The sequence below is a fragment of the Micropepsis pineolensis genome, from assembly GCF_055392125.1.
This window is the reverse complement of sequence record NZ_AP042408.1, coordinates 993096-1015349: the sequence shown is the minus strand read 5'-3', so window position 1 is coordinate 1015349 and position 22254 is coordinate 993096. Positions and strand designations below refer to the sequence as shown.

Here is a 22254-nt window from a genome sequence, read left to right as displayed (position 1 = left end):
TCTGCCAGCGTAGACTTTGGTACTGACGGAGGCTTACGCCATGAAAATTTCCGCCCTCAAGAGTGGCGCCGCACTGATCTGCAGCTTAGGGCTTGCCGCCCTGATGCCAAACCCCGGCTTTGCTGCGGCAACCGCTACCACCCCTTCCGCGGCGCAGGCACAGTATGTCTGGCACAATGTCAAAATCGGCGGCGGTGGCTATGTCCCCGCCATCCTGTACAGCCCGGTGCAGCAGGGCCTTGCCTTTCTGCGCTCGGATATGGGTGGGGTCTATCGCTGGGATGCGGCGGCGCAAAGCTGGATCGGCCTGCAGGATGGCGATCCGGAATGGAATCTTCGCGGCGTTGAAAGCGTTGCGCTCGATCCGAAGGATGCCAACACGCTCTATGCCGCCGTCGGCACCTATCGCCGTCTGCCCGCGGCAATCATCCGCAGCCACGATCTGGGCAAAAGCTGGCAGATCACCCGCGTGCCGTTCCGCATGGGCGGCAATGAAGAAGGCCGCGGCATGGGTGAGCGCCTTGCCATCGATCCCAACAACACCTCGACGCTCTATTTCGGCTCGCGTTATGACGGCTTACAGATCAGCACCGACAAAGGCGCGTCCTGGCACAAGGTGGAAAGCTTCCCGCTCAAAGGGCTTGGCACACCGCCCGCCGATGCGCGGCCCCATGGCGGTTTAAGCTTTGTGCTGTTTGATCCCAAAAGCGGCAAGGACGGTGCCGGTTCACAGACCATCTATGTCGGCAATGCCGATCCCGGCCCGCATCATCTGTATGTCAGCCATGATGGCGGCAAAAGCTGGGCGGCGGTGGATGGCGGCCCGGCGGCGGATCTGAACCCGCAACAGGCAGCTCTCGACGAAAATGGCGTACTGACCCTGACCTATGCCGATGGCATGGGGCCCTACAATGTATCACGCGGCGCGGTGTGGCGGCTCGACACCCGAAACAATACGTGGACGGACATTACCCCGGACAAAATCAACAACCCGGCCTTCGCCGGGCTTTCCGTGGTCAAGGGTACCGTGGCGGTCTCCTCGCTCTATCGCAAAGGCGGCGACGATGTCTGGTACAGCCGTGATGGGGGCGCGCACTGGACCGCGCTGAAAGATATTTCCAAGCGTGACGTGACCGAAACACCGTTTTTGAAATGGGGCGGACCGGAAGCCAATTTTGGCTGGTGGCTGACGGGCCTTGCGATTGATCCGTTTGCCCCCGATCACATCACCTACACCACGGGAGCCACCATCTACACCACCACGGATCTGGGTAGCCCCGCGATGACGTGGCGGCCATGGGTCAATGGTGTGGAACAGACGGCGGTGATTTCACTGGCCAGCCCCGCGGCAGGCCCGCACCTGATCAGCGGACTGGGCGACATCGGCGGCTTCACCCATGGGGATCTGTCGGTTTCTCCGACATTGCAGGAACATCCGATCTTCACCAACGTCAATGTCATCGACTATGCCGAAAAGGCCCCCAACGTTATTGTGCGTTCCGGCACCTATCACTGGGACGCATCGCTGAAGAAACCGACATCACTGGCCTATTCTGAAGATGGTGGCCACAGCTGGCAGCCGCTGTACGCCCCCTATCCCGACGGCTATCAGCCGCCGAAGGAAATCGGCTATAATTTCGGTGACGATTATATCGACGCATCGATTGCGGTTTCGGCGGAAGGCAAATGCTTCATCGTCATGACCCGGGGGCCGGTGCGTACCTGTGACCGTGGCGTAAGCTGGGATAAGATATCCGGCATTGCCCTAACCGGTCATCCGGTGGCCGACCGCGCTGATGCCAAAACCTTCTATGCCGTCGATTTTGCAGGTGGCCGCATTCTGATCAGCACGGATGAAGGCAAATCCTTCCGTCCACAGACGACCATTGGCCTGCCCAAAGACATCCGTTCGGATGAACCCGGTGCCCGGAAACTTCTGCCCGATGAAACCCCGCCACGCGAAACCCCATGGCCACTGGTCGCCGCACCGGGTGCCCGTGGCGATCTGTGGTTTTTAAGCGAAGGCCGGCTGTTTCATTCCCACGATGGCGGCAAACATTTTGTCGCCCTGCCCGCGGCGATGAAAGTAAAGGCCTTCACCTTTGGCAAGGCCCCCGCCGGCAAAAAACACCCTGCCCTGTTTGCGCTGGGCACCATCGACGACACCTTTGCGATCTGGCGTTCGGATGACGAAGGTAAAAGCTGGCTGCGTGTCAATGACAGCCAGCATGAATATGCCCGCACCTTCCGCGCCATTGCCGCCGACAAACGCATCTTCGGGCGCGTCTATGTCGGCACCGATGGACGCGGCATTATTTACGGAGAACCGGTGAAATGACACCCCTGAAGAAACTGGCCTTTGCCGTGGCCGCTGTGGCAACCATTGCCGCAGCACCGGCCGCCGATTATGTCTGGCGCAACGTCAAGATTGGCGGCGGCGGCTACATCCCCAACATCATCTACAGCCCGCTTGAAAAGGGCGTCGCCTATGCCCGCACCGACATGGGCGGAATCTATCGCTGGGATGCCGCCCACAAGACATGGCTGCCGCTGGAAGATAATCAGGCCGAGACCAATTATCAGGGTATCGAAAGCGTTGCGGTTGACCCGGTAACGCCCGGTCTGGTCTATGCCGCCATTGGCACCTATGCCAACCGGCCCGCCGCCATCTTCCGCTCGACCGATCACGGCAATCACTGGCAGATATTCCCGGTCTCGTTCCGCATGGGCGGCAATGAAGAAGGCCGCGATCTGGGCGAACGCCTTGCCATTGATCCCAACGCACCGAACATCCTCTATTTCGGTTCGCGCCATGACGGCTTGCAGATCAGCACCGACAAGGGCGCTCACTGGTCGCAAGTGACCAGCTTCCCGCACAAGGGCCTTGGTGCCCCGGCAGACTGGCGCAGCCATGGCGGCGTTAGCTTTGTGATTATTGATCCGGCTGGCAAAAAGGGCCAGCCGTCACAAACCCTTTATGCCGGTGTGGCCGATCCTGCCGCCCACCACCTCTATCGCAGCCACGATGGCGGCAAAAGCTGGACCGTGGTGCCGGGCGAACCCGACGCCAGCCTGCTGCCCGGTCAGGCCAAACTGATCGGCGGCGTGCTCTACATCACCTATGCCGACGCCAAGGGGCCTTATGGCGCGTCCAAGGGCGCGGTCTACAGCTTCAATACCAAAACCGCTGCATGGGCCGACATTACACCGCCGAAGAAGGGGGCCTATATGGGCCTTGATGTTGATCGCCAGCATCCCGGCACCGTGGTGGTCGCCACACTCGACCGTGACGAGATCGATGGCGACTCCATTTACCGCAGCCGCGATGGTGGCAAGCACTGGACCGATTTACGCGATATTTCGCTGCGCGATGTCAGCAGCGCCCCGTGGCTGAAATGGGGCCACAAGGATGCCAAGTTTGGCTGGTGGATCACCGGGGTGGCGATTGATCCGTTCAATGCCAACCATCTGGCCTACACCACCGGGGCGACGATCTATACCACCGACGAGCCGACCAAAGCCGACAAGAAGCAGACGCTGCACTGGAAGCCGTGGGTTGATGGTATCGAACAAACCGCTGTGCTCAATCTGATCAGCCCGCCCAAGGGGGCGCATCTGCTCAGCGGCTTTGGCGATATCGGGGGCTACACCCATTTCGACCTCAACACGTCGTACCACATGCAGGTGAACCCGCTGTTCACCAACACCAACAATTATGATTACGCTGGGCTTGCCCCCAATGTCATCGTGCGGTCGGGCACGCATGAGCCGCACGCCGCCGTGCGGACCGCAACGCTGAGCTATTCCACCGATTTCGGTAAAACCTGGCAGCCGCTATATGCCCCGCTGCCGCAGGGCTACACCGAAAAGACCCCGGAGCAACTCGGCTATAACGACGGCGACGCATATATCGACGCCCATATCGTGGTTTCCGCCGATGGCAGCCGCTTTGTGGTGATGACGCCGGAGCCGGTGGTCACCGCCGACCATGGCAAAAGCTGGCTGAAGATCACCGGCCTGCCTAAGGGCGCACAGGTCGTAGCCGATAAGGCCGATGCCAAAACCTTCTATGGCGCCGATTATGTCGCCGGGGCGTTCTTCATCAGCCATGACGGCGCGGCCAGCTTTACCCCGCTTGAGGCAAAAGGATTGCCATCGGATATCCGTCTGGCAAAACCGCTGAACCGCGAAGCCCCGGCCCCGCTGATCGCCACACCGGACAAGGCAGGCGATCTGTGGTTCATCGCGCAGGGGCGGCTGTTCCATTCGACCGATACCGGCGCCACGTTTAGCCGCGTCGACAATGACCTCAATCTGTTCACCTTCGATTTTGGCAAGGCGGCACCGGGCAAAACCGGCTGGACGCTGTATGCACTGGGCCGCAAGGGAGACGAGTTTGCCATCTGGCAGTCGCTGGATCAGGGCAAAAGCTGGACCCGGCTGAACGATGCCGAACATGAATATTGCCGCATGTTCCGCACCATCGCTGCCGACAAAAACGTCTACGGACGGGTATATGTCGGCATTGATGGCCGCGGCATCATCTATGGTGAGCCGCGCTGATCCCGCGCAGGTGATTTCGTAAAGCAAAAGGGCCATCCGGTTATCCGGGTGGCCCTTTTTCGTATCCTGGTTTTGGCTTTCGTTATCTCAGCCGACTTCGAAGCGGAACTGATCGCCGACATAATCAATCGAAACCGCATCGAACTGGCGCAGGAAATTCATGCCCAACAGCAAGGCCGGACGATCAATCAACCCCCAATGCTTGAAGGCGTTCAGATCGGCGATCAGTAAGGTGCCACCGGAGAAGGTCACATCACCAACCTGCATCTTACCGAAATAGACCTTCTTACCGGACTGGGTCCCGCCGGCAACGTCATCGATGTATCCGGGCCGGTTCCAGGCGCGAAAATCGCTCTTGGTTTCAGACAGCGCTGTCATTAAAGCCCGATTACCGACCGTCACACCCGCCCCGGTATCAATGAATAATGTGGTGTCGACAGTATCGACCAGACAGTTGCTGACACGCAAACCACCATAAAGGCCTTTGGTCGCCACCGTTGCGGCGTTCGGCGAAACGATATTGGCCAGCGGGCGCGGCTGCGCAACCCGCAATTCACTGCGCTTGAAATCAAAGGTGACATGATAGCGGTCGATCACATCCAACCCGAGATAGCCATCGGCGTCCAGTTGATCGTCAGGCAGCACCGGCACTTCAAGATCGTTCTGCTTCACGGTGCCAAAAGCAATTTCGTGCACGACAACCGTACGGGTCAGATAGACGCCTGCAACACCGGCAACCTTGACCACGCTTTGAGTCGGCAGATCCAGCCCGCGGGCAACACTTTCCGACAGAACAGAGCGCACCGCACCGGTATCGACGACAAAGCGGAACGGCCCCTTGCCATTGACCTTTACATCAATCGTCATATGGCGATCACCATCCTGACCGGCGGAAACCGCAACACTGCCGGGACGCGCCGCGCGGACCGGACTGGTTGCGGCGGCGGAAAGAAGGCTGGCGCCACCAACAAGACCCGCCAGAGACGCACCGGCACCACGCAACATATTCCGACGGGACAATGACGCAGAAAACTGGGGCGCGGTTAATTTGGACACTGGGGAAAACAAGGTACGCATCTTCAACTTTCCAGCCGCCCAAACACGACGGCACGCTTAAAAAGGGGCCAAAACTCTGACCACTGTCCTGAAAGTTTCCTGATGGCCTCTGCTGGGCCTGTCTTATGCCCGGCGATTTGCGGTAGCCTTAAGGCCCGGCGCCGTGGCGTGATGGAAGCCATACTACCGGTTTCCATGTTTATCAGTGTACGTATCGTATGTGTTGCAAATGTGTTTTAAAATCGAAGACGACAAGGCGTTTTCGCCGCCATATCGCGGCAAACGATTCAAACACCTACCGGAAATTGTGTACGTTTTATTAAGCTTACCGGCACCATAACAATAAAGAACGTATACAGATTATAATGCACATATACTGTTTACGTTCTAGGTTATGCGGGCCATCTAGCCGATCGAACGCTCCCGCGCAGCCACCAGTGGCGCCAGGGACGCCACCTCGAATAAAAACGCCTTACGGCCAAAATCGATCGATACACGTGAAAACTGGCGCAGGAAATTCATTCCGACCAGCAGCGCCGGACGATCCGCCAGATTCCACAACGTAAAGATCTGCAGATCAACAAAAGCAATGGTGCCGTTGGTAAAAGAGACATCGCGAATTTTGATTTTGTGAAAATCCGCAACCTGCCCGATTAACTCGCCACCGGTCACCCCGGCGAGCCGCACCCCCTCGATGGACTGGCGATAATCCGAATTTTGCGATTTCAGCGCCACAAACAAGGCTTCGTTGCCGACCGAAACCTCGGCACCGGTATCGATAAAGACCGCCGTCATAATGCCATCCACCCGGCAATTGAGCACACGCAGATGCCCGCCGCTGCCACCAGCCGCAATTGCATCTTCAAAGGGCGACATGGTGCCAAGCAGCCAGCCGCTGCGCGAATGTTCGACCCGCAGCTGTTCGCGGCGAAAGTCAAAGGTCACCAGCGCGCTCTTCAGCATATCAAGGCCGATAAATCCGTCGGCGCGGAGCCAGGCGCGCGGCAGCACCGGCAGATGCAGGTTTTCGACTTCCTTATCACCAAATGCGATCGCGCCAACCATAGCGCTGGGGGCCGCCACGGTGCGCACCACGCCTTCCACCATCACCGGGGCCCCGGCGGGCAGATTAAGCGCCGTCACCGTTGTGTCAGCCAGCACCGAACGATCCGCCCCGGTATCGACCACAAACTGGAACGGCCCCCGGCCATTGATGGCGACATCAATCGTCATATGGCTATCGCGGTCCTGTCCGGCGGCCACCGCAGTATCGCCCGCCGTCAGATCCTGCGCTAAAGCCGGGCTGGGGATAAGCAAAGGGGCCAGAGCTGCCGTTGCAGCTCCAGCCCCGATAATCTGCCGTCTCGATAAACCCATTCCTTGAGGCCATGCACGCATAGCGCCCTCCGGTATTGTGGTATCAAGCTACGGTCAGTATACGCTCCATTCTGTCAAAATTGTGTTTTGTACACGCACAATCTCAAGGTGTCAGAATTACCATCACCACGCCATGCGACGGCACATCGGCCGCGTATGTGCCGCTTACCGCGCCCAGCGATTTATGCTGCCACAGATCACGGACCTCGGCTTTAAGCGCTGCCGGATAGTGCAGGCTTTCCCAATCGACCGAGATTTTCTGTGTGGTTTTCGACCGGTTGAGCAACGCCACCGCCCGGCGGCCACCGCTCAGCGGACGGGCCCAGACTTCCAGATCGCCCTGCTTGATAACGCGACTTGCGGCGACGCCCAGCTTGTCCTGATCAACCGCAATGACTTCCTTGTTGAGCAGGATCGCTTTGGTTTCTTTTGACATGCTTGATAAATCGTTACCGGCGATCAGCGGTGCCGCCATGATGGCCCACAGGCTGAAATGCGCACGATATTCCGTATCCGTCATGCCGCCATTGCCGACCTCGAGCATATCGGGATCGTTCCAGTGGCCCGGGCCGGCAAAGCCCGACAGTTCCGCCTGCATGTCCAGGATTGTGGTGACGCCAAGGCTGAAGCCGTTAGAGCTTTTGCCTTCCCAGGCGTCGAAAATATCGCCAGTGGTGCGCCACAGATTGCCGATATTCTTCGCCCACAGCCAGGGGGTGTTGTTGCCCCATTCGCATAGACTGAACACAATCGGCCGACCGGTGGCCTGCAAAGCCTGGCTCATGGTGAGGTAAGAAGTTTCGGCATCCTGCTTCTCGCCGGTGCTGCACCAGTCATATTTGAGATAGTCGACATCCCATGACGCATAGGTATAGGCGTCCTGGAATTCATGGCCCCGGCTGCCCGGACGACCGCCACAGGTCTTTTCACCGGCGTCGGAATAGATGCCGAACTTTAAGCCCTTGGAATGGACATACTCGGCCAGCGCCTTAATACCGGCGGGAAAACGGCTTGCATCGGCGTGGATGAAGCCCTGCTTGTCGCGTTCGCCCTGCCAGCAATCGTCGATGACGATATAGGTATAGCCAGCATCGCGCATGCCGGACGACACCATGGCATCCGCCGCCTGACGAATAAGCTTTTCATTCACGTTACAGGCGAATTTGTTCCAGGTGTTCCACCCCATCGGCGGCGTCATCGCCAAACCGTTGGGCGTACCCAGCATCACCTTGCCGGTATCACGCGCCAGTGCGCTGGGTGCCAGCGACAGTGCGCACAGAACCATCAGAACGGTTGCAAAGATCCGTTTCATTTTTTCTCCTCTCACCGGTCGAATTATTTTTCGATCCGCAGGGCACGCCAGCGGCGCGGCCCGATATCGAACGCGAAAATAGTATGATTATTAGTATCCTGCCAGTGCTCATGCGCAGGGCTATAGGACGCGGCGGCAATCACCGCGCCGGTGGCCAGATCGCGCAGCACCCGCGCCTTGCCCGGCACCACCAGCCGCACCGCGGTTTTGCCATCCCGGAACGACTGCACCACCGCCGTATCATTGTCATAGGCCAGCAGACTGACCCGGGCCGGGGCCTCCAGCCGCAGGGCACCGGGCACCAGATAGGCCTTGAGGCGGTTCAGCAACCCCGTGGGCAGACGATACAGGTCGGCGGGATTTTCCGGTATGGTCAGAAGCGTGATCGTGCCCTTGGAATAGTTGTTGCTGGTCAGCACAGGATAGCCTTTGTCGCCCGCCGTGCCGCGTAAGATGGCCCAGGAATCGTTGGTGTAGAACCGCACCTCGGGCAGCAATACCGGCACAGCTGGACCGGCATCATTGAGGCTGGTGCCACTGCCGGCGCCAAAGCCATCGACGAAATCCCCCACCGCAGCAACGCGGCCGGTCACCTCCCACTCGGCAATATCCTTAAAACCCTTGTTCTGCATCACCTGCAAAAAGCCGGTGGTGATAATTACCGGACCGCCGCGCTGCAGATGGGCTTTGATTTTGGCAAGGATGTCGGGATCATGGGCGGCGCTTTCGGTCAGCAGTACCGGCGCGCTGTTGTCCGGGAAATGCGGTGTCATCTCGATCGGCAAACCGATCATGCCCAGATAATGCTGCAAAAAATCTTCGCCGTATGACTGATACGGCTTATAGGCGGCAATGCCGACCGGCCCACCCAACTGGCCCAGCACCGCATCAACCTGACCAAAGGCGAAGCCGGCAACCTGCGCCCAGCCGGGGCCGGGATCATCCTTACCCGCTGGATGGTAGGTGCTGAGCGCAGCTTTACGCTGATCCTGATTGACCCAATCTTTCGCCGCCTCCACCACAGGCCCACCACGGTGGTGGAACTGAGCCAGCGGCCCGGCCATATCGATCCAGTTGAACAGAGTGACTTCCGGCGCTTTGGCCAGCAGCGTATCCTGCAGCTGCTCGATATAACGGTCGACATTTTTCAGACTGCCGGTATCGACCCAGCCGCCACCATTGCCGCCCGGGCGAATGGCATTGTAGTAACGGATAATCTCGTAGCTTTCATAGGGCTGCAGATATTGATCCGTCAGCTCAGCTTCACGCGTTTCGGTGCCAGTATAGATACCGTCGAAAATCTGCGGCTCTTTTTCCAGATCATAGCCCAGCCCCTGAAAATGCTCATACCAGTTGGGATATTTGATCACCATTTTGACCGACGGATTGACCGCATGGGCCGGGCCGACCACCAGATGGGCCGCCACATCGCGCATGGTATCCAGCCGGTACTGGGTCCAGCTGCGCGTGCCCTTGGCGGCGATATCAGCATCGCTTTTTGAGGTGTAGAAGAAGAAATCGTCGAGGATCACTTCGCCAAAATGTTTGGCGGCCAGTTCCGATGCCTTCTGACATTCGGTCCGGTCAGCGGCATCTTCATAATCAAAGGTGCCAAACTGACCACCCTTACCGCCCGCGGCCAGCGTGATGCCGCCCGCCACAGTGATGCCCTTGGCCGCGAAATAGCTTTTGACCTTTTCGATCTCGGCATCGCTGGCGAACATGTGGTCGCGATAAACCTCGATATAGACCTTGTCGAATTTCAGCTGCTGCGCCACGCGGCCATATTGCGCATCAAACACCGCCTTGTCGGCCAGCATTTTGGTCGAGTTGACCACGACATAAATCGATGCCCGAAAATTCTGATAGGCCGCCGCATCCGCGCCTGAAAACAGCCCCAGCCCCACGGCCATGAGTGCAGCAAGAATCCCTCGCCCCATAACGCATCCCCCAAATATCTGCCATACCGGCATATTGTTATGGGGTGCACCATAAAGCTGCGGCGCCGGGGTGCATACACCCGACGCCGCCAAACCCTGCGCGCATCCATCACAGATGCGCGATCCATTACGCAGTCAATTACCGAACCGCTATTGCGCAGCGACCCCGATACAGGAGCCTGCATCACTCATGGCATCAAGCCGTGCCGAATAGAGACTGACACTGAGCTTGCCATCCGTTACCATTTCCAGCGGCACCGAGATCGCCCCCATATTGGCCCCCGCCTTGGCCAGACAGCTTAAGCGGACCTGCAGGTTGACCCAGCCTTTGGCCTTAGCCTTGGCCAAAGCCGCGGTCAGATCAACATGGCCCAGCTTGGCCGCAGCCCCCATGCCGAACAGCACTTTGCCAGTCGGGGCGGCATCCACCCGTAACGACAGGCTGATCGCCATATTCTCTTTGAGCTGATGGCTGAAATTGGCATCATTGCCCGACAGCACAAGACTGGCCTTGCCCCGCCCGTTCCAGACCGCTTTCAGGGTATCTTCCTGTTTGAAGCGATCGACGCGCGCAAGTGCCAGCGCCCCGCCGGGGGCGCTTACGACTGGGCGATCCACCGCCACCTTAGCGCCTTTTGCACCGTAGGCGGAGAATGCCCAGCTGGTGGCCGCGTGACCATCCTCGACGAAATTATCGACATTGGCGGTGGCGACATCCCCGGCCACGGCTTCCGGCAAGGTGCCGGTATTCTTCGCCGCCGCATAGCTGAGGCCATAGCCATAGGCAAACAGCGGGTAATAGGGCTCGGTGCCGATATTGAGCAGCGTCTGCTCCGGCGAACGCGGCCAGGAGAAGGATAAACGGCCCATAAAGTCATAGGCTGGCGTACCATCGGCCTTGGCAAACAGCACATCGGCAATGCCTTCGCCATCACCACCCGGCAGCCACGCGGCCACAAAAGCGTCAGAGGCGTTGATCTCGGGCGTGACATAGAGCGGCCGACCGGAAATAAACACCGACACCACCGGGATACCCTGTTCTTTCAGGCGCTGCAGCAATTTCAGATCGGTCTTGCCATCAGGCTGATAATCGACATTGGCGCGGTCACCACGAAATTCCGCATACGGATTTTCACCGAAGACCACAATCGCCACATCCGGTTTGGCTTTGAACGTACCATCTGCGCTGAGATCCGCCTTACCACCCGCGGCTTCAACATTGGCTTTGATGCCTTCATAGACCGTCGTCGCATGGGGGAAATCGGCCCGCGTCAGACCATCGCCCTGCCACGACACCGTCCAGCCACCCGACTGTTTCATCATATCGTTGGCACCATCACCGGCCACCAGCACATGGGCCTGTGGCTTCAGCGGCAGGGTCTGATGGTCATTTTTAAGCAGCACCAGCGATTCCCGCACCGCAGCACGGGCCACGGCGCGATGTTCGGGCGAGCCGATCAGAGCATATTGCCCGGCAAAGGGGCGAGTCGACGGCTTACCCTCGGTCAGCACCCCGGCGCGCAGCTTAACCCGCAGCACCCGGCCCACGGCTTCGTCCAGCCGCGCCATCGGAATAACGCCCGACTTCACCTCGGCAATGGTATTGGCATACAGCTTTTTCCAGCCATCGGGGGCCATATACATATCAAGACCGGCATTCAGCGCCTTGGGGCAATCTTCACGATTGCAGCCTTCGGGCTGGGCATGGCCGTTCCAGTCGCCAATCACGAAGCCGTCAAAGCCCATGCGATCAACCAGAATATCGGTCAGAAACGCCTTATCGCCATGCATTTTATGGCCGCGCCAGCTCGAGAAAGACGACATCACCGTCTGCACACCGGCTTCGACCGCCGCTTCATAGGGGGGGCCAAAAATATCGCGCAGAGCTTTTTCTGTATACAGATTATCGCCCTGATCGTGACCGCGATCGGTGCCGCCATCGCCAATAAAATGCTTGGCGGTGGCAATGACGTGATCGTTCTTCAGGAAATCTGACGCGCCTGGCTTACCCTGAATGCCTTCGACAATTGCCCTGGCATAGGACGTGACGATCTCGGGCCGTTCGGAATAGCTTTCATAGGTGCGGCCCCAGCGATCATTCTGCACCACGGCAATGGTGGGCGCGAAGGTCCAGTCACCACCAACGATGCGAATTTCCTTGGCCGTAATCTCGCCGATCTGACGCATCAGCGCGGGGTCGTTCATCGCCCCCAAACCAATATTATGCGGGAAGATCGTGGCCCCGATGATGTTGGTATTGCCATGCACCGCATCCATGCCCCAGATCATCGGAATAACCGGACGGCCCGGCTTTACGTCAACCGAAGCGGCATAGAATTCATCGGCCAGTTTCAGCCAGTCCGGGGCCGGGGCCTTATCATTGCCATAGGGGCCCGAGCTGCCGCCGTTGAGGATCGAGCCCAGATGGTATTGCTTCAGTTCTGCCGGGGTGACCTGATTGATATCGGGCTGCAGAATCTGGCCGACTTTTTCTTCCAGCGTCATCTCGGACAGAAGTTTGGCAATCTGCGCTTCCATCGCGGGATCGCGCGTCACGCCACTGTGCGTCTTGGGCCAGATCTCGGGATGCACCTTGGTCGAGGTGGCAAAATCCTCGTCCGCCGCCAGCGACGGTGAAACCGCCCCCGGCTCGGCCGCCATCATCAGTGGCCCGACCAGTATAGTGCTGAGCAACAGGCCCGCTACAAAACGCATCCGGCGCCCGGCGCCGTTGACCGGTAATGTCATGTTATCCCCCACCGAAAAATTTCGGCTTATGTCCGTTCGGCTTTAATGACCATTTCCATGGCGAAACGTTCCGCCGGGGCCAGCATCCGCGCCCCGGTCAAAGCCGCCGGTTCGCTGCGGTTGACGGCGTTGGGCATGGCGGTAACCGGCTCGGCACAGACAAAATCCGATCCGACCGGCGCATAGATATGCAGGAACTGACATTCCGGCGATGCGGTCAGCGTCACTTTCAGACCGAGATCGGGCTGATGAATGACTGCCGGGCCTTTCCAGCCGGTATGGCAATGATCGACAAACGGCGCATCGGCCAGCTTGGCCCCATGGGCCAGATCGAGGAAATGATCGCCTGCCACCGCTTCGGTGGGCAGCGTGGTGTCGTCCGCCAGCCAGACCTTATAGACCGCAGCGGTCAGCACCGTGGCTGCGGTGCGCGGGAACCAGGGATGCAGACCAAGGCTGAACGGCATCGCCTGTGTGCTGCGGTTTTCCACCGCCAGCGAGATGTGAAGACCATCCGCAGACAGACGGAAGCTTTGCTCGCCGCGATAGGCCCACGGCCAGCTGTCGGCACTGTGTTCATAGGCCAGCACCAGATGGCTGGCGCTTTTCTCGATCACCTGCCACACCGTGCGCCAGCCATGGCCGTGCAGCGAATGGGGATGACCGGAAAAGGTCATCGGCAGATGAATGTTGGTGTCACCGTAATGGAAGACACCGTTCTCGATCCGGTTGGCATAGGGGATCAGCGGGAAACATCCGGTATCGCCGGAATTTGTAACATCGGTGGGAACCGAACGCAGTACCGGGCGGCCCTGATAGGTCAGCCCCAGGATTGACGCGCCGAGTTCCGGCGAAACTTCCAGCACATAGCCATGCTCAGTCAATGTGACCATGATCTTTTTCCCTCACTGTTATCACATAAGCGGCCATTGGCCCGACCGCCTGTCAGACAAAAGGCCGGGTTCAAGCGCCCGGCCTTTTACATTTGCCGCCGGATCAACCGACGTTGCGTAATCTATAAATATCAGGCCTTTTTCTGCCACAGTTCCTGAATGGCTTCCAGGCTGCGGCCCTTGGTTTCCGGCACCATGCGCCAGACGAACACCGCCGACACAATGCTGACCACGCCATAAACCCAGTACGGGAAGCCGTGGTTGAAGAAGACATTCAGCGCCGAAGAACCGTCCATCACCTTGAACGACCACGAGACGAACAGGTTGGCAACCCATTGTGCCGCCACCGCGATGGCCATCGCCTGCCCCTTGATCGAGTTGGGGAAAATCTCGGCCAGCATGACCCAGACAATCGGCCCCCAGGACAGCGAGAAACCGGCGATATACAGCACGATCCACAACAGGCCCCACAGACCGGAGGCATGGCTCATCGACATGGCACCCGCGGTCCCCGTGCCATTGGCATAGAACAGGAAGCCCAGCGCCAGCATTGCCACCGCCATGATGATCGAACCGGTGATCAGCAGCGGCTTGCGGCCCCACTTGTCGACCAGCATCTGCGCGATGACGGTGAACACCACCATAGCAATGCCGACGCCGACCGTGTTGAGGAAGGCAGCCTGCGTACCCAGACCCAGATTTTCAAACATCAGCGGGGCGTAATAGAGCACCGCATTGATGCCGACGAATTGCTGGAAGACCGAGAGCAGAATACCAACCACCAGCACCACCACGCCAAAGCTCAAAAGCGGGCGGGTATGCGAAACCAGTGTCGATTTGATTTCGGCCAGAGTCTTGTTGGCATCGGCTTCATCAGACAGCCGTTTCAGAACTTTGAGGGCATCGGCATCGCGACCACGTTGCACGTACCAGCGCGGTGTATCCGGCACCAGCATCATCAGGCCGAAGAACAACAGCGACGGAATGACTTCCGATGCCAGCATCCAGCGCCAGCCGACATTGAGGATCCACTGGTCATCGCCCTGCAGCGAAATCGCCCAGTTGACGAAATAGACCACCAGCATGCCGCCAACGATGGCAATCTGCTGGAAGGTGACCAGACGACCGCGGATCGCCGCCGGGGCGATTTCAGCGATGAACATCGGCGACACCATCGAAGCGATGCCAACGCCGATACCACCGATAATACGATAGATAATGAAGGGATCGAGCGCCTTGGGCCCCATCTGACCAATCACGCCGAAGCCGACTTCCGGAACGGCCGAGCCAAGCGAGCCGAGGAAGAACAGCACGGCGGCCAGCATCAGGGCCGGTTTACGGCCATAACGGGTCGAAACCGGACCGGCGATGAAGGCACCGATAATGCAGCCGAGCAGCGCGCAGGAAATCGTCCAGCCCGACAGACTGCCGGCGGCGGTTTCAGACAGATGCTGCGGGGTGATGAAATTATGGTCGATCGCTTTGACCGCGCCTGAAATCACCGCGGTATCGTAGCCGAATAACAGACCACCCAACGCGGCGATCAGTGTCAATCCAACCACGAGCATAGTATTGGACTTTGCCATACAGACACTCCTTCCAGGCACAAGGCCACCGCCGTTGGCAGCAGACCGTTTCCAATAGCCTTGGACGAACAACCGTCCCTCTTAAAGTAGCCGGACATTCAACAGCCGACCTTGTTATGGATGGGGACCGTAGTGATAGCGTTACCAACGCGCAAGCGGACATCCGACCGCTCCCCCACAAAAAATACGTTAATTAACGCCCCGTACCACCCGCGGGAATTGATAAGCAGACTTAGGTTCTATTTCTGGGTGCCACGGTCGAGCCGCGCTTGACCATGGCATAGGCCACCAGATGATCGACCGCCTTGGGCTCGGTTCCGGAACGCAGTTTACGCACCGCCCGCACCACCAATTCGATGGCAACCTCGGCCATTGAGGCCACCGGCTGATGAATCGTGGTCAGTTCAGGCCAGACCGTGGTGGCAATTTCGGTATCGTCGAAGCCCACCACCGACAGATCCCGCGGCACATCCAGCCCGCGCCGGTGCGCCACCGAAACCACGGCGGCGGCCATATCGTCATTGCTGGCGAAAATGGCGGTTGGCGGCTGTTTCTGGGCCAGCAGCAACTCGGCCGCATCAAGGCCGGAGCGGTAACTGAAATAGCCCTGCACGGTCAGCGCCGCATCAAGCGCGATGCCCGCTTCGGTCAGGGCCTTGACGAACCCCTTTTCGCGCTCGGCCGACGAGGTCTGGTTAGGATGGCCCCGGATAAACCCAATGCGGCGATGACCAAGCGATATCAGATAGTTGGTCATCTCAAGCGCAGCGGCACGGTCATCGATACGCACACAGATGGCCTTGGGGCCCGGCCTGCCACAGGCCACCCCCACCGCCGGAATGCCCTTGGCCCGCAGCTCGTTCAGCACCGGCTCGGACTCACCAAGCGGCGGCGGCAGAATCACCCCATCGACCCCGCTGGCGATCAGTTTGCGCACTGCCGCCACCTGAGCGGCACTGGCAACATCGCTTTTTTCGAGCAGGATCTGGGTGGCCTTGCGGGCGGATTCATCCAGCGTTCCGACCAGGAATTCGCTTAAATATGAAGAGCTTGGGTTGGAATAGAGCAGCCCGATGCGGTAATTTTCCGACCCTGCCAGACTGCGGGCGGCCGGATTCGGGGCATAGTTGAGCGCTTCCACCGCCGCCATGACCAGGGCGCGCGTCACCTCGCGCACATTGCGCTCGCCATTGATCACGCGCGAGACCGTCATCGGTGAAACACCGGCGCGCTCTGCGACATCGTGAATGGTCACTGCACCGCTATGCTTGCGGCCATTTTTGCGCGGCTTTTGGGCCGTGCTGTCCTTATGTAGTGTTATCACGGCGAGATATGTTTCCCGTTTCCCCCAAACGAATGAAAAAGTTACGCACCTACCTAGAAAAAAGCCACTATAAAATGGCATATAGCGTCAGGGAGGCCCCTTATGGCGAGCGTGCGTATTGGTTTGGTCGGCATTGGCAAGATTGCGCGCGACCAGCATATCCCTGTCATCACGGCCAGTCCTGACTTTCGGCTGGTGAGTGGCGTTAATCGGGGGGACCCGGTTGATGGGATTGAAAACTTCACCTCGCTGGAGGAAATGCTGGCGCATGGGCCTGAAATCGACGCTGTGGTGATCGCCACACCGACGGTTGATCACTTTGCGCTGTCACGCCGGGCTTTGACGGCCGGCAAGCATGTGCTGGTCGAAAAACCGCCCTGCGCCACGCTGACCGAGCTGGATCAGCTGAGCTATCTGGCCCGCACCTTAAACCGCAGCTTCTTCCCAAGCTGGCATTTGCGCTATGCCCCCCGCGTCGGCGAGGCTAAGGCATGGCTGAAAGACCGCCTGGTGCAGTCGGGCCGCATTGTCTGGAAGGAAGATGTCGCCGAAAGCCATCCCGGGCAAAGCTGGATCTGGCAAAAAGGAGGCTATGGCGTGTTTGACCCCGGCATCAACGCGCTATCCGTGCTGACGGATATTATTCCCGAGCCGATTTATGCCGAAGAAGCCAACCTCTATTTCCGCGCCGGGCAGGAATGTCCCTGCGCCGCCGAGATCCAGTTGCGCACCGAAAGCGGTGCGGTGATCACCGCCTCGCTCGATTTCCATTATCACGGGGCGCCAAGCTGGGACATGGATTTTGCCACCGATCGCGGCGGGCTGCAGCTGACCGCCGCCGCCACCCGGCTGTCGATTGATGGCGCTGCGCCCGATAGCGATGCGGAACCTTGCGGCATGTATGCCGAATATGCCGCGCTCTATCGCCGCTTTGCCAAACTGATTGCCGCGGACGCATCCGAGGTTGACGCAACCCCGCTCAGGCTGGTGGCCGACATTTTTCTGGTGGCCCGCCATCATGTGATTGACTAGGGCCAGGATTTTCGGGCCATAGGTCTGATCACCACATAACCGCGCTTAAAACAAAACGGCCGCCTGTTTTACAGGCGGCCGTTTTTACGTGTGTATCGTTACGCCTTACCAGAAGAAGGCATAGAAGACGACAACAATGGCGACCACGCCAACGCTGGCGGCAACGTCGATCCAGTTCCAGCTCTTGCGGGTGGCGGCCTTTTCTTCATCCGTAGCACCAAACCAGGAATATTTCAGTTTGGCCTGATCGGGCGCCTTGGTCATCAGACTGATGCCGATCATTAATGCCGCCGTCACCACCAGCAGGATCTGGCAGTAATAGAGCCAGTTGATGTTCCACATCTCGAAGATGATGCCGTATTGGGCCTTTAAGGGGGCAATACCAGCCGCATACTGTTCCGGCGTGATGGCATGGGTGAAGAGCTGCTGTTTCAGCCCATCGACCAGAACCTTATGGCTGCTCATCACCAGATCGGCAACCAGACGGGCGAAACCACCGACCATGCCGATCAGGAACGACCAGAACGCACCCTGAGACGTGGCCCGCTTCCAGAACACACCGGCAGCGAACAACACCACAATGGCGGGCGACAGATAGCTCTGCACACTCTGCAGATAGACATACAGGTTGGAATGCAGGCTTTTGATCACCAGCACCCACAGGATGCCGAGGATGACAATCACTGCCGTAGCGATACGGCCGGTCACCACTTCTTCCTTACCCGACGCATTGGGGCGCCAGCTACGATAGAAGTCCATGGTGAACAGGGTGGCCGAGGCGTTGAACTTCGACCCCAGCGAGGCCATCAGCGCCACGATCATGCCGCAGGCAACAAAACCGCGGAAACCATGCGGCAGGATCTGCGCCACCAACGAGGTGTAGGCCGCATCCCCAGTGGTATGGAAGCCTGCAGACGGCATCGAGGTCAGCGCAAAGGCGATCATGCCCGGAATCAGGAAGATGAAGACCGGGGTCAGTTTCAGCGCACCGCCCAGGATGGCACCACGGCGGGATTCAGTCTGATTTTGACCGGCCAGCACGCGCTGCACGATGTATTGGTCGGTACACCAATACCAGAAGCCGATAATCATCGAACCCGGCAACACCGCCAGCCACGACCATTCCGGATCATGGGCCGAACGGATCAGGTGCACATTGTTACCAGCCGCATGCATCATGGCCGCCCAGCCGACAGACAGACTGCCGCCGCCGAGCTTGTGCAGGCCAAGATACAGAATGAAGACCGAACCCAGGATCAGCACCGGGGTCTGCAACACTGCCGTGTACATGATGACACGCAAACCACCCAGCACGGTGTAAAGACCAGTGGTAAAGGCCAGCCCCAGCGCAATCACCCAGAACACGTCGACCTGATAGCCAAGCAGATTGACACTGTCGATGCCCAGAAGGGTACGCACCACCACGTCACCGGCATAGATCGTCGCCGCAATCTTGGTCAGCACCAAGCTGGCCATGGTCAGAATGCTGAGGATGCTACGCGAGCCGCGCGAGAAGCGCAGTTCGAGAAACTCCGGCATGGTGAAGACCTTCATGCGATCATAAAGCGGCACGAAGACCCAGCCCAACACCAGAATAATCCAGCCCTGCATCTCCCAGTGGGCCATGGCCATGCCCGATGCAAAACCTGCACCGGCCAGACCGACCAGATGCTCGGACCCGATATTAGAGGAGAAGATCGAGGAACCGATCTGAAGCCAGTTGCTGTCCTTACCCGACAGGAAGTAGTCCTTGCCGGATTCGGCCTTTTTGCGCATCGACAAAAAGATGACCCAGACCATCGCGGCGACAAAGGCGGCAACGATCCACCAGTCGAGCGCGTTGAACACGGATACCGGCGCGGCGGTATTTGCGACTGTGTTACTCATAAAACCCTCGTTTCCCCCTAAGTGATATTTTTATTCCGGGCTTATGGCGCGGTGTTACGGCCTTGATTGTAACTTTTACTTTTGGCCGTAATACGCGCCCGGTCCATGTTTGCGCAGGAAGTGCTTATCCAGCAGTTCCTGCTGCATCGAACCGGTTTCCGGCGCGATCCGCAATGTTTCGCTGGCCAGACGCGAGACAAACTCCATCACGACCGCGTTATGGACCGCACCATCCGGCGACGTGCCCCAGGCGAACGGGCCATGGCTTGCCACCAGAACGGACGGCACCTGCATCGGATCGATTTTGCGCGAGGCAAAGGTTTCGACAATGACATCGCCGGTTTTGGCTTCATAGGCACCGGCGATTTCGTCCTTGGTCATCAGCCGGGTGCAGGGAATGCCGCCATACCAGTAATCGGCCTGGGTGGTCCCCAGGGCCGGCACATCGCGTTTGGCCTGCGCCCACGCGGTGGCAAACAGGCTGTGGGTGTGCACCACACCGCCCAAACCGGGGAAGGCACGATAGAGCACCAGATGTGTCGGCGTATCCGACGACGGGCGCAAAGTCCCTTCCACCGTCTTACCGGTTTGCAGCGACACCACCACCATATGTTCCGGCTTCATGTCGCCATAGGGCACGCCCGACGGCTTGATCACCACCAGACCTTTTTCGCGGTCGATGCCGCTGACATTGCCCCAGGTCTGGATGACCAGCCCTTCCGTGACCAGATCGAGATTGGCCTTGCAGACCTGTTCTTTGAGTTCTTCCAGCATGAGAGCCTCTATTTGCGCGCTTCGTCGCGGATATCCATCAGACGCTTCATTACGCCATACAGATTGCCGTGCCAGCTTTTGGTGCCGAAAGCATCATGCAACATACGATAGAGATCGTACAGTTCGCGATAGACCGCATGGGCCTCCGGATTGGGCTGATAGACCTTGTCCTTCAGCCCCGTCATGGCGGCAATGGCGACGGCAAAATCGGCATGCGCCCCGGCCACGACAGCGGCGGCAATCGCCGACCCCAGTGCCGGGGTCTGGGCCGAACGCGAAACCTTCATCGGACGGCCGGTGACATCGGCATAGAGCTGCATGATGAAGCCATTCTTTTCGGCGATACCGCCGCAATTGATGACTTCGTCAATCTTGACGCCATATTCCTCAAACCGGTTGATGATGGTCAGCGCGCCAAAGGCGGTGGCTTCGACCAGCGCACGGTAGATTTCCGCCGGGTTGGTATAGAGCGTCTGGCCCACCAGCAGGCCGGTCAGACGCTGATCGACCAGAATGGTGCGGTTGCCGTTGTTCCAGTCGAGCGCAATCAGACCGCTTTCACCGGGCTTCAGTTTGTCAGCGGCGTCTGTCAGTTCTTCATGCGACAGTGCCGACTTACCGCCGGGCTGCACATAGGAGACGAACCAGTTGAAGATATCGCCCACCGCCGACTGACCGGCTTCCAGACCGAAGAAGCCCGGCAGCACCGAGCCATCGACCACACCGCATACGCCGGGCACATCGGCCAGCTTGTCTGTATTGGCCTTGACCGTGATATCGCAAGTCGAGGTGCCGATGATCTTGACCAGCACACCGGGTTTGACGCCCGCGCCAATGGCACCCAGATGGCAATCGAACGCGCCGACCGCCACAACAATGCCTTCGCTGAGACCGGTCTTTTTAGCCCATTCGGCGGACAGACCACCGACAGAGCTGTCCACCGCCTTAACCCGCGGGGTCAGCCGGTCGCGCAAATCGGCCAGCTTGAGGTCGAGCTTGCCGAGGAATTCCTTGTCGGGGTAGCCGCCCCATTCTTCGCAATACATCGCCTTGTGACCGGCGGCGCAAATCCCGGCGGTAAATTTGTCGGGATGCAGCGTACCGGACAAAGCTGCCGGCACGAAATCGGCCAGCTCGATCCAGCTATAGGCGGCGTCGAACACTTCGGGGGCGGTGCGCAAGGCGTGCAGGATCTTGCTGTAGAACCACTCGCTCGAATAGGTGCCACCGATCTTGGCCAGATATTGCGGACGGATCTTCTGGGCCAGCGCGGTAATTTCGGCGGCCTCGGCATAGCCGGTATGGTCCTTCCACAGCCAGGCCAGCGCGGCGCGGTTGTCGGCAAATTTGGCATCGAAAATCAGCGGGATGCCATTGGCATCAACCGGCAGCGGGGTCGAACCGGTGGTATCAACGCCGATACCGATGACCTGATCCGGGCTGAAGCCCGCAACATTTTTCTTCGCGTCGTCCAGCACCTGACAAATGGTGATTTCGGCGCCCTTGAGATAGTCGCCGGGATGCTGACGGGCCAGATTGGGATCATGGTCGAGAATGATGCCCATTTCGCCATGTTCATAAACCCAGATGGCAGCGGCGATTTCATGCCCGTCGGCCACATTGACCAGCAGAGCACGCACCGAGTTGCTGCCATAATCGAGGCCAATCGTGTAGCGAGCACTCATAATATACCTACTTTCAAAACGTGAATATCATGCGAAGGGATCGGCGGGCCTGCCGTGGCACATTCGCCAGACGGCAG

At 58.9% G+C, this 22254-nt stretch carries 14 protein-coding genes; 3 read left to right on the top strand and 11 right to left on the bottom strand.

Annotated elements, in window-relative coordinates:
• Positions 1 to 40 precede the first annotated feature (40 nt).
• Both ACZ5RI_RS04555 and ACZ5RI_RS04550 read left to right on the top strand, forming a co-directional pair.
• On the top strand, positions 41 to 2338 hold the full coding sequence (locus ACZ5RI_RS04555; protein ID WP_464514924.1) for a WD40/YVTN/BNR-like repeat-containing protein: 2298 nt from the start codon (positions 41 to 43) through the stop codon (positions 2336 to 2338).
• Positions 2335 to 4563 carry a WD40/YVTN/BNR-like repeat-containing protein gene (locus ACZ5RI_RS04550; RefSeq protein ID WP_464514923.1) on the top strand — a complete coding sequence of 743 codons (2229 nt, stop codon included), beginning with the start codon at positions 2335 to 2337 and terminating at the stop codon, positions 4561 to 4563. Before ACZ5RI_RS04555 ends, ACZ5RI_RS04550 begins: the two co-directional genes overlap by 4 nt.
• A gap of 87 nt (positions 4564 to 4650) precedes the next feature.
• Here the strand turns inward: ACZ5RI_RS04550 and ACZ5RI_RS04545 are convergent, their stop codons facing one another.
• The 8 genes from ACZ5RI_RS04545 to ACZ5RI_RS04510 form a co-directional block, all read right to left on the bottom strand.
• A complete protein-coding gene (locus ACZ5RI_RS04545) occupies positions 4651 to 5640 on the bottom strand; it encodes an aspartyl protease family protein (protein WP_464514922.1) in 990 nt (329 codons plus the stop codon).
• Between the two features lie 384 nt (positions 5641 to 6024).
• The gene (locus ACZ5RI_RS04540) at positions 6025 to 7017 is read right to left on the bottom strand and encodes a retroviral-like aspartic protease family protein (protein ID WP_464514921.1); all 993 of its coding nucleotides are present in this window, start codon (positions 7015 to 7017) and stop codon (positions 6025 to 6027) included.
• 82 nt (positions 7018 to 7099) lie between these two features.
• Positions 7100 to 8308, bottom strand: a complete 1209-nt coding sequence (locus ACZ5RI_RS04535; RefSeq protein WP_464514920.1) for a glycoside hydrolase family 27 protein — start codon at positions 8306 to 8308, stop codon at positions 7100 to 7102.
• 23 nt (positions 8309 to 8331) lie between these two features.
• Positions 8332 to 10248, bottom strand: coding sequence for a hypothetical protein (locus tag ACZ5RI_RS04530; RefSeq protein WP_464514919.1), 1917 nt, complete (start codon positions 10246 to 10248; stop codon positions 8332 to 8334).
• Positions 10249 to 10398: 150 nt separating this feature from the next.
• Positions 10399 to 12996, bottom strand: coding sequence for a glycoside hydrolase family 3 protein (locus ACZ5RI_RS04525; protein WP_464514918.1), 2598 nt, complete (start codon positions 12994 to 12996; stop codon positions 10399 to 10401).
• A 26-nt stretch (positions 12997 to 13022) separates the two neighbouring features.
• A complete protein-coding gene (locus ACZ5RI_RS04520; protein WP_464514917.1) occupies positions 13023 to 13889 on the bottom strand; it encodes an aldose 1-epimerase in 867 nt (288 codons plus the stop codon).
• 131 nt (positions 13890 to 14020) lie between these two features.
• Positions 14021 to 15475, bottom strand: coding sequence for a D-xylose transporter XylE (xylE, locus tag ACZ5RI_RS04515; protein WP_464514916.1), 1455 nt, complete (start codon positions 15473 to 15475; stop codon positions 14021 to 14023).
• A gap of 232 nt (positions 15476 to 15707) precedes the next feature.
• The gene (locus ACZ5RI_RS04510) at positions 15708 to 16799 is read right to left on the bottom strand and encodes a LacI family DNA-binding transcriptional regulator (protein WP_464514915.1); all 1092 of its coding nucleotides are present in this window, start codon (positions 16797 to 16799) and stop codon (positions 15708 to 15710) included.
• Between the two features lie 102 nt (positions 16800 to 16901).
• On the opposite strand from ACZ5RI_RS04510, the gene ACZ5RI_RS04505 reads away from it, so the two are divergent.
• Complete coding sequence (locus tag ACZ5RI_RS04505) at positions 16902 to 17831, top strand: Gfo/Idh/MocA family protein (RefSeq protein ID WP_464514914.1); 930 nt, start codon at positions 16902 to 16904, stop codon at positions 17829 to 17831.
• Between the two features lie 105 nt (positions 17832 to 17936).
• Here the strand turns inward: ACZ5RI_RS04505 and ACZ5RI_RS04500 are convergent, their stop codons facing one another.
• The 3 genes from ACZ5RI_RS04500 to ACZ5RI_RS04490 form a co-directional block, all read right to left on the bottom strand.
• Positions 17937 to 19718 (bottom strand): sodium:solute symporter, encoded by a 1782-nt coding sequence (locus tag ACZ5RI_RS04500; RefSeq protein ID WP_464514913.1) that lies wholly within the window; start codon positions 19716 to 19718, stop codon positions 17937 to 17939.
• A gap of 75 nt (positions 19719 to 19793) precedes the next feature.
• Complete coding sequence (locus ACZ5RI_RS04495; RefSeq protein WP_464514912.1) at positions 19794 to 20492, bottom strand: L-ribulose-5-phosphate 4-epimerase; 699 nt, start codon at positions 20490 to 20492, stop codon at positions 19794 to 19796.
• Positions 20493 to 20500: 8 nt separating this feature from the next.
• Positions 20501 to 22177 carry a ribulokinase gene (locus ACZ5RI_RS04490; protein ID WP_464514911.1) on the bottom strand — a complete coding sequence of 559 codons (1677 nt, stop codon included), beginning with the start codon at positions 22175 to 22177 and terminating at the stop codon, positions 20501 to 20503.
• Positions 22178 to 22254: the final 77 nt, after the last annotated feature.

What these genes read in the sequence shown, in the direction of transcription:
- ACZ5RI_RS04555 (WP_464514924.1), top strand. Translation starts at nt 41, where the DNA reads ATGAAAATTTCCGCCCTCAAGAGTGGCGCCGCACTGATCTGCAGCTTA.
- ACZ5RI_RS04550 (WP_464514923.1), top strand. Translation starts at nt 2,335, where the DNA reads ATGACACCCCTGAAGAAACTGGCCTTTGCCGTGGCCGCTGTGGCAACC.
- ACZ5RI_RS04545 (WP_464514922.1), bottom strand. Translation starts at nt 5,640, where the DNA reads ATGCGTACCTTGTTTTCCCCAGTGTCCAAATTAACCGCGCCCCAGTTT.
- ACZ5RI_RS04540 (WP_464514921.1), bottom strand. Translation starts at nt 7,017, where the DNA reads ATGCGTGCATGGCCTCAAGGAATGGGTTTATCGAGACGGCAGATTATC.
- ACZ5RI_RS04535 (WP_464514920.1), bottom strand. Translation starts at nt 8,308, where the DNA reads ATGAAACGGATCTTTGCAACCGTTCTGATGGTTCTGTGCGCACTGTCG.
- ACZ5RI_RS04530 (WP_464514919.1), bottom strand. Translation starts at nt 10,248, where the DNA reads ATGGGGCGAGGGATTCTTGCTGCACTCATGGCCGTGGGGCTGGGGCTG.
- ACZ5RI_RS04525 (WP_464514918.1), bottom strand. Translation starts at nt 12,996, where the DNA reads ATGACATTACCGGTCAACGGCGCCGGGCGCCGGATGCGTTTTGTAGCG.
- ACZ5RI_RS04520 (WP_464514917.1), bottom strand. Translation starts at nt 13,889, where the DNA reads ATGGTCACATTGACTGAGCATGGCTATGTGCTGGAAGTTTCGCCGGAA.
- xylE (WP_464514916.1), bottom strand. Translation starts at nt 15,475, where the DNA reads ATGGCAAAGTCCAATACTATGCTCGTGGTTGGATTGACACTGATCGCC.
- ACZ5RI_RS04505 (WP_464514914.1), top strand. Translation starts at nt 16,902, where the DNA reads ATGGCGAGCGTGCGTATTGGTTTGGTCGGCATTGGCAAGATTGCGCGC.
- ACZ5RI_RS04500 (WP_464514913.1), bottom strand. Translation starts at nt 19,718, where the DNA reads ATGAGTAACACAGTCGCAAATACCGCCGCGCCGGTATCCGTGTTCAAC.
- ACZ5RI_RS04495 (WP_464514912.1), bottom strand. Translation starts at nt 20,492, where the DNA reads ATGCTGGAAGAACTCAAAGAACAGGTCTGCAAGGCCAATCTCGATCTG.
- ACZ5RI_RS04490 (WP_464514911.1), bottom strand. Translation starts at nt 22,177, where the DNA reads ATGAGTGCTCGCTACACGATTGGCCTCGATTATGGCAGCAACTCGGTG.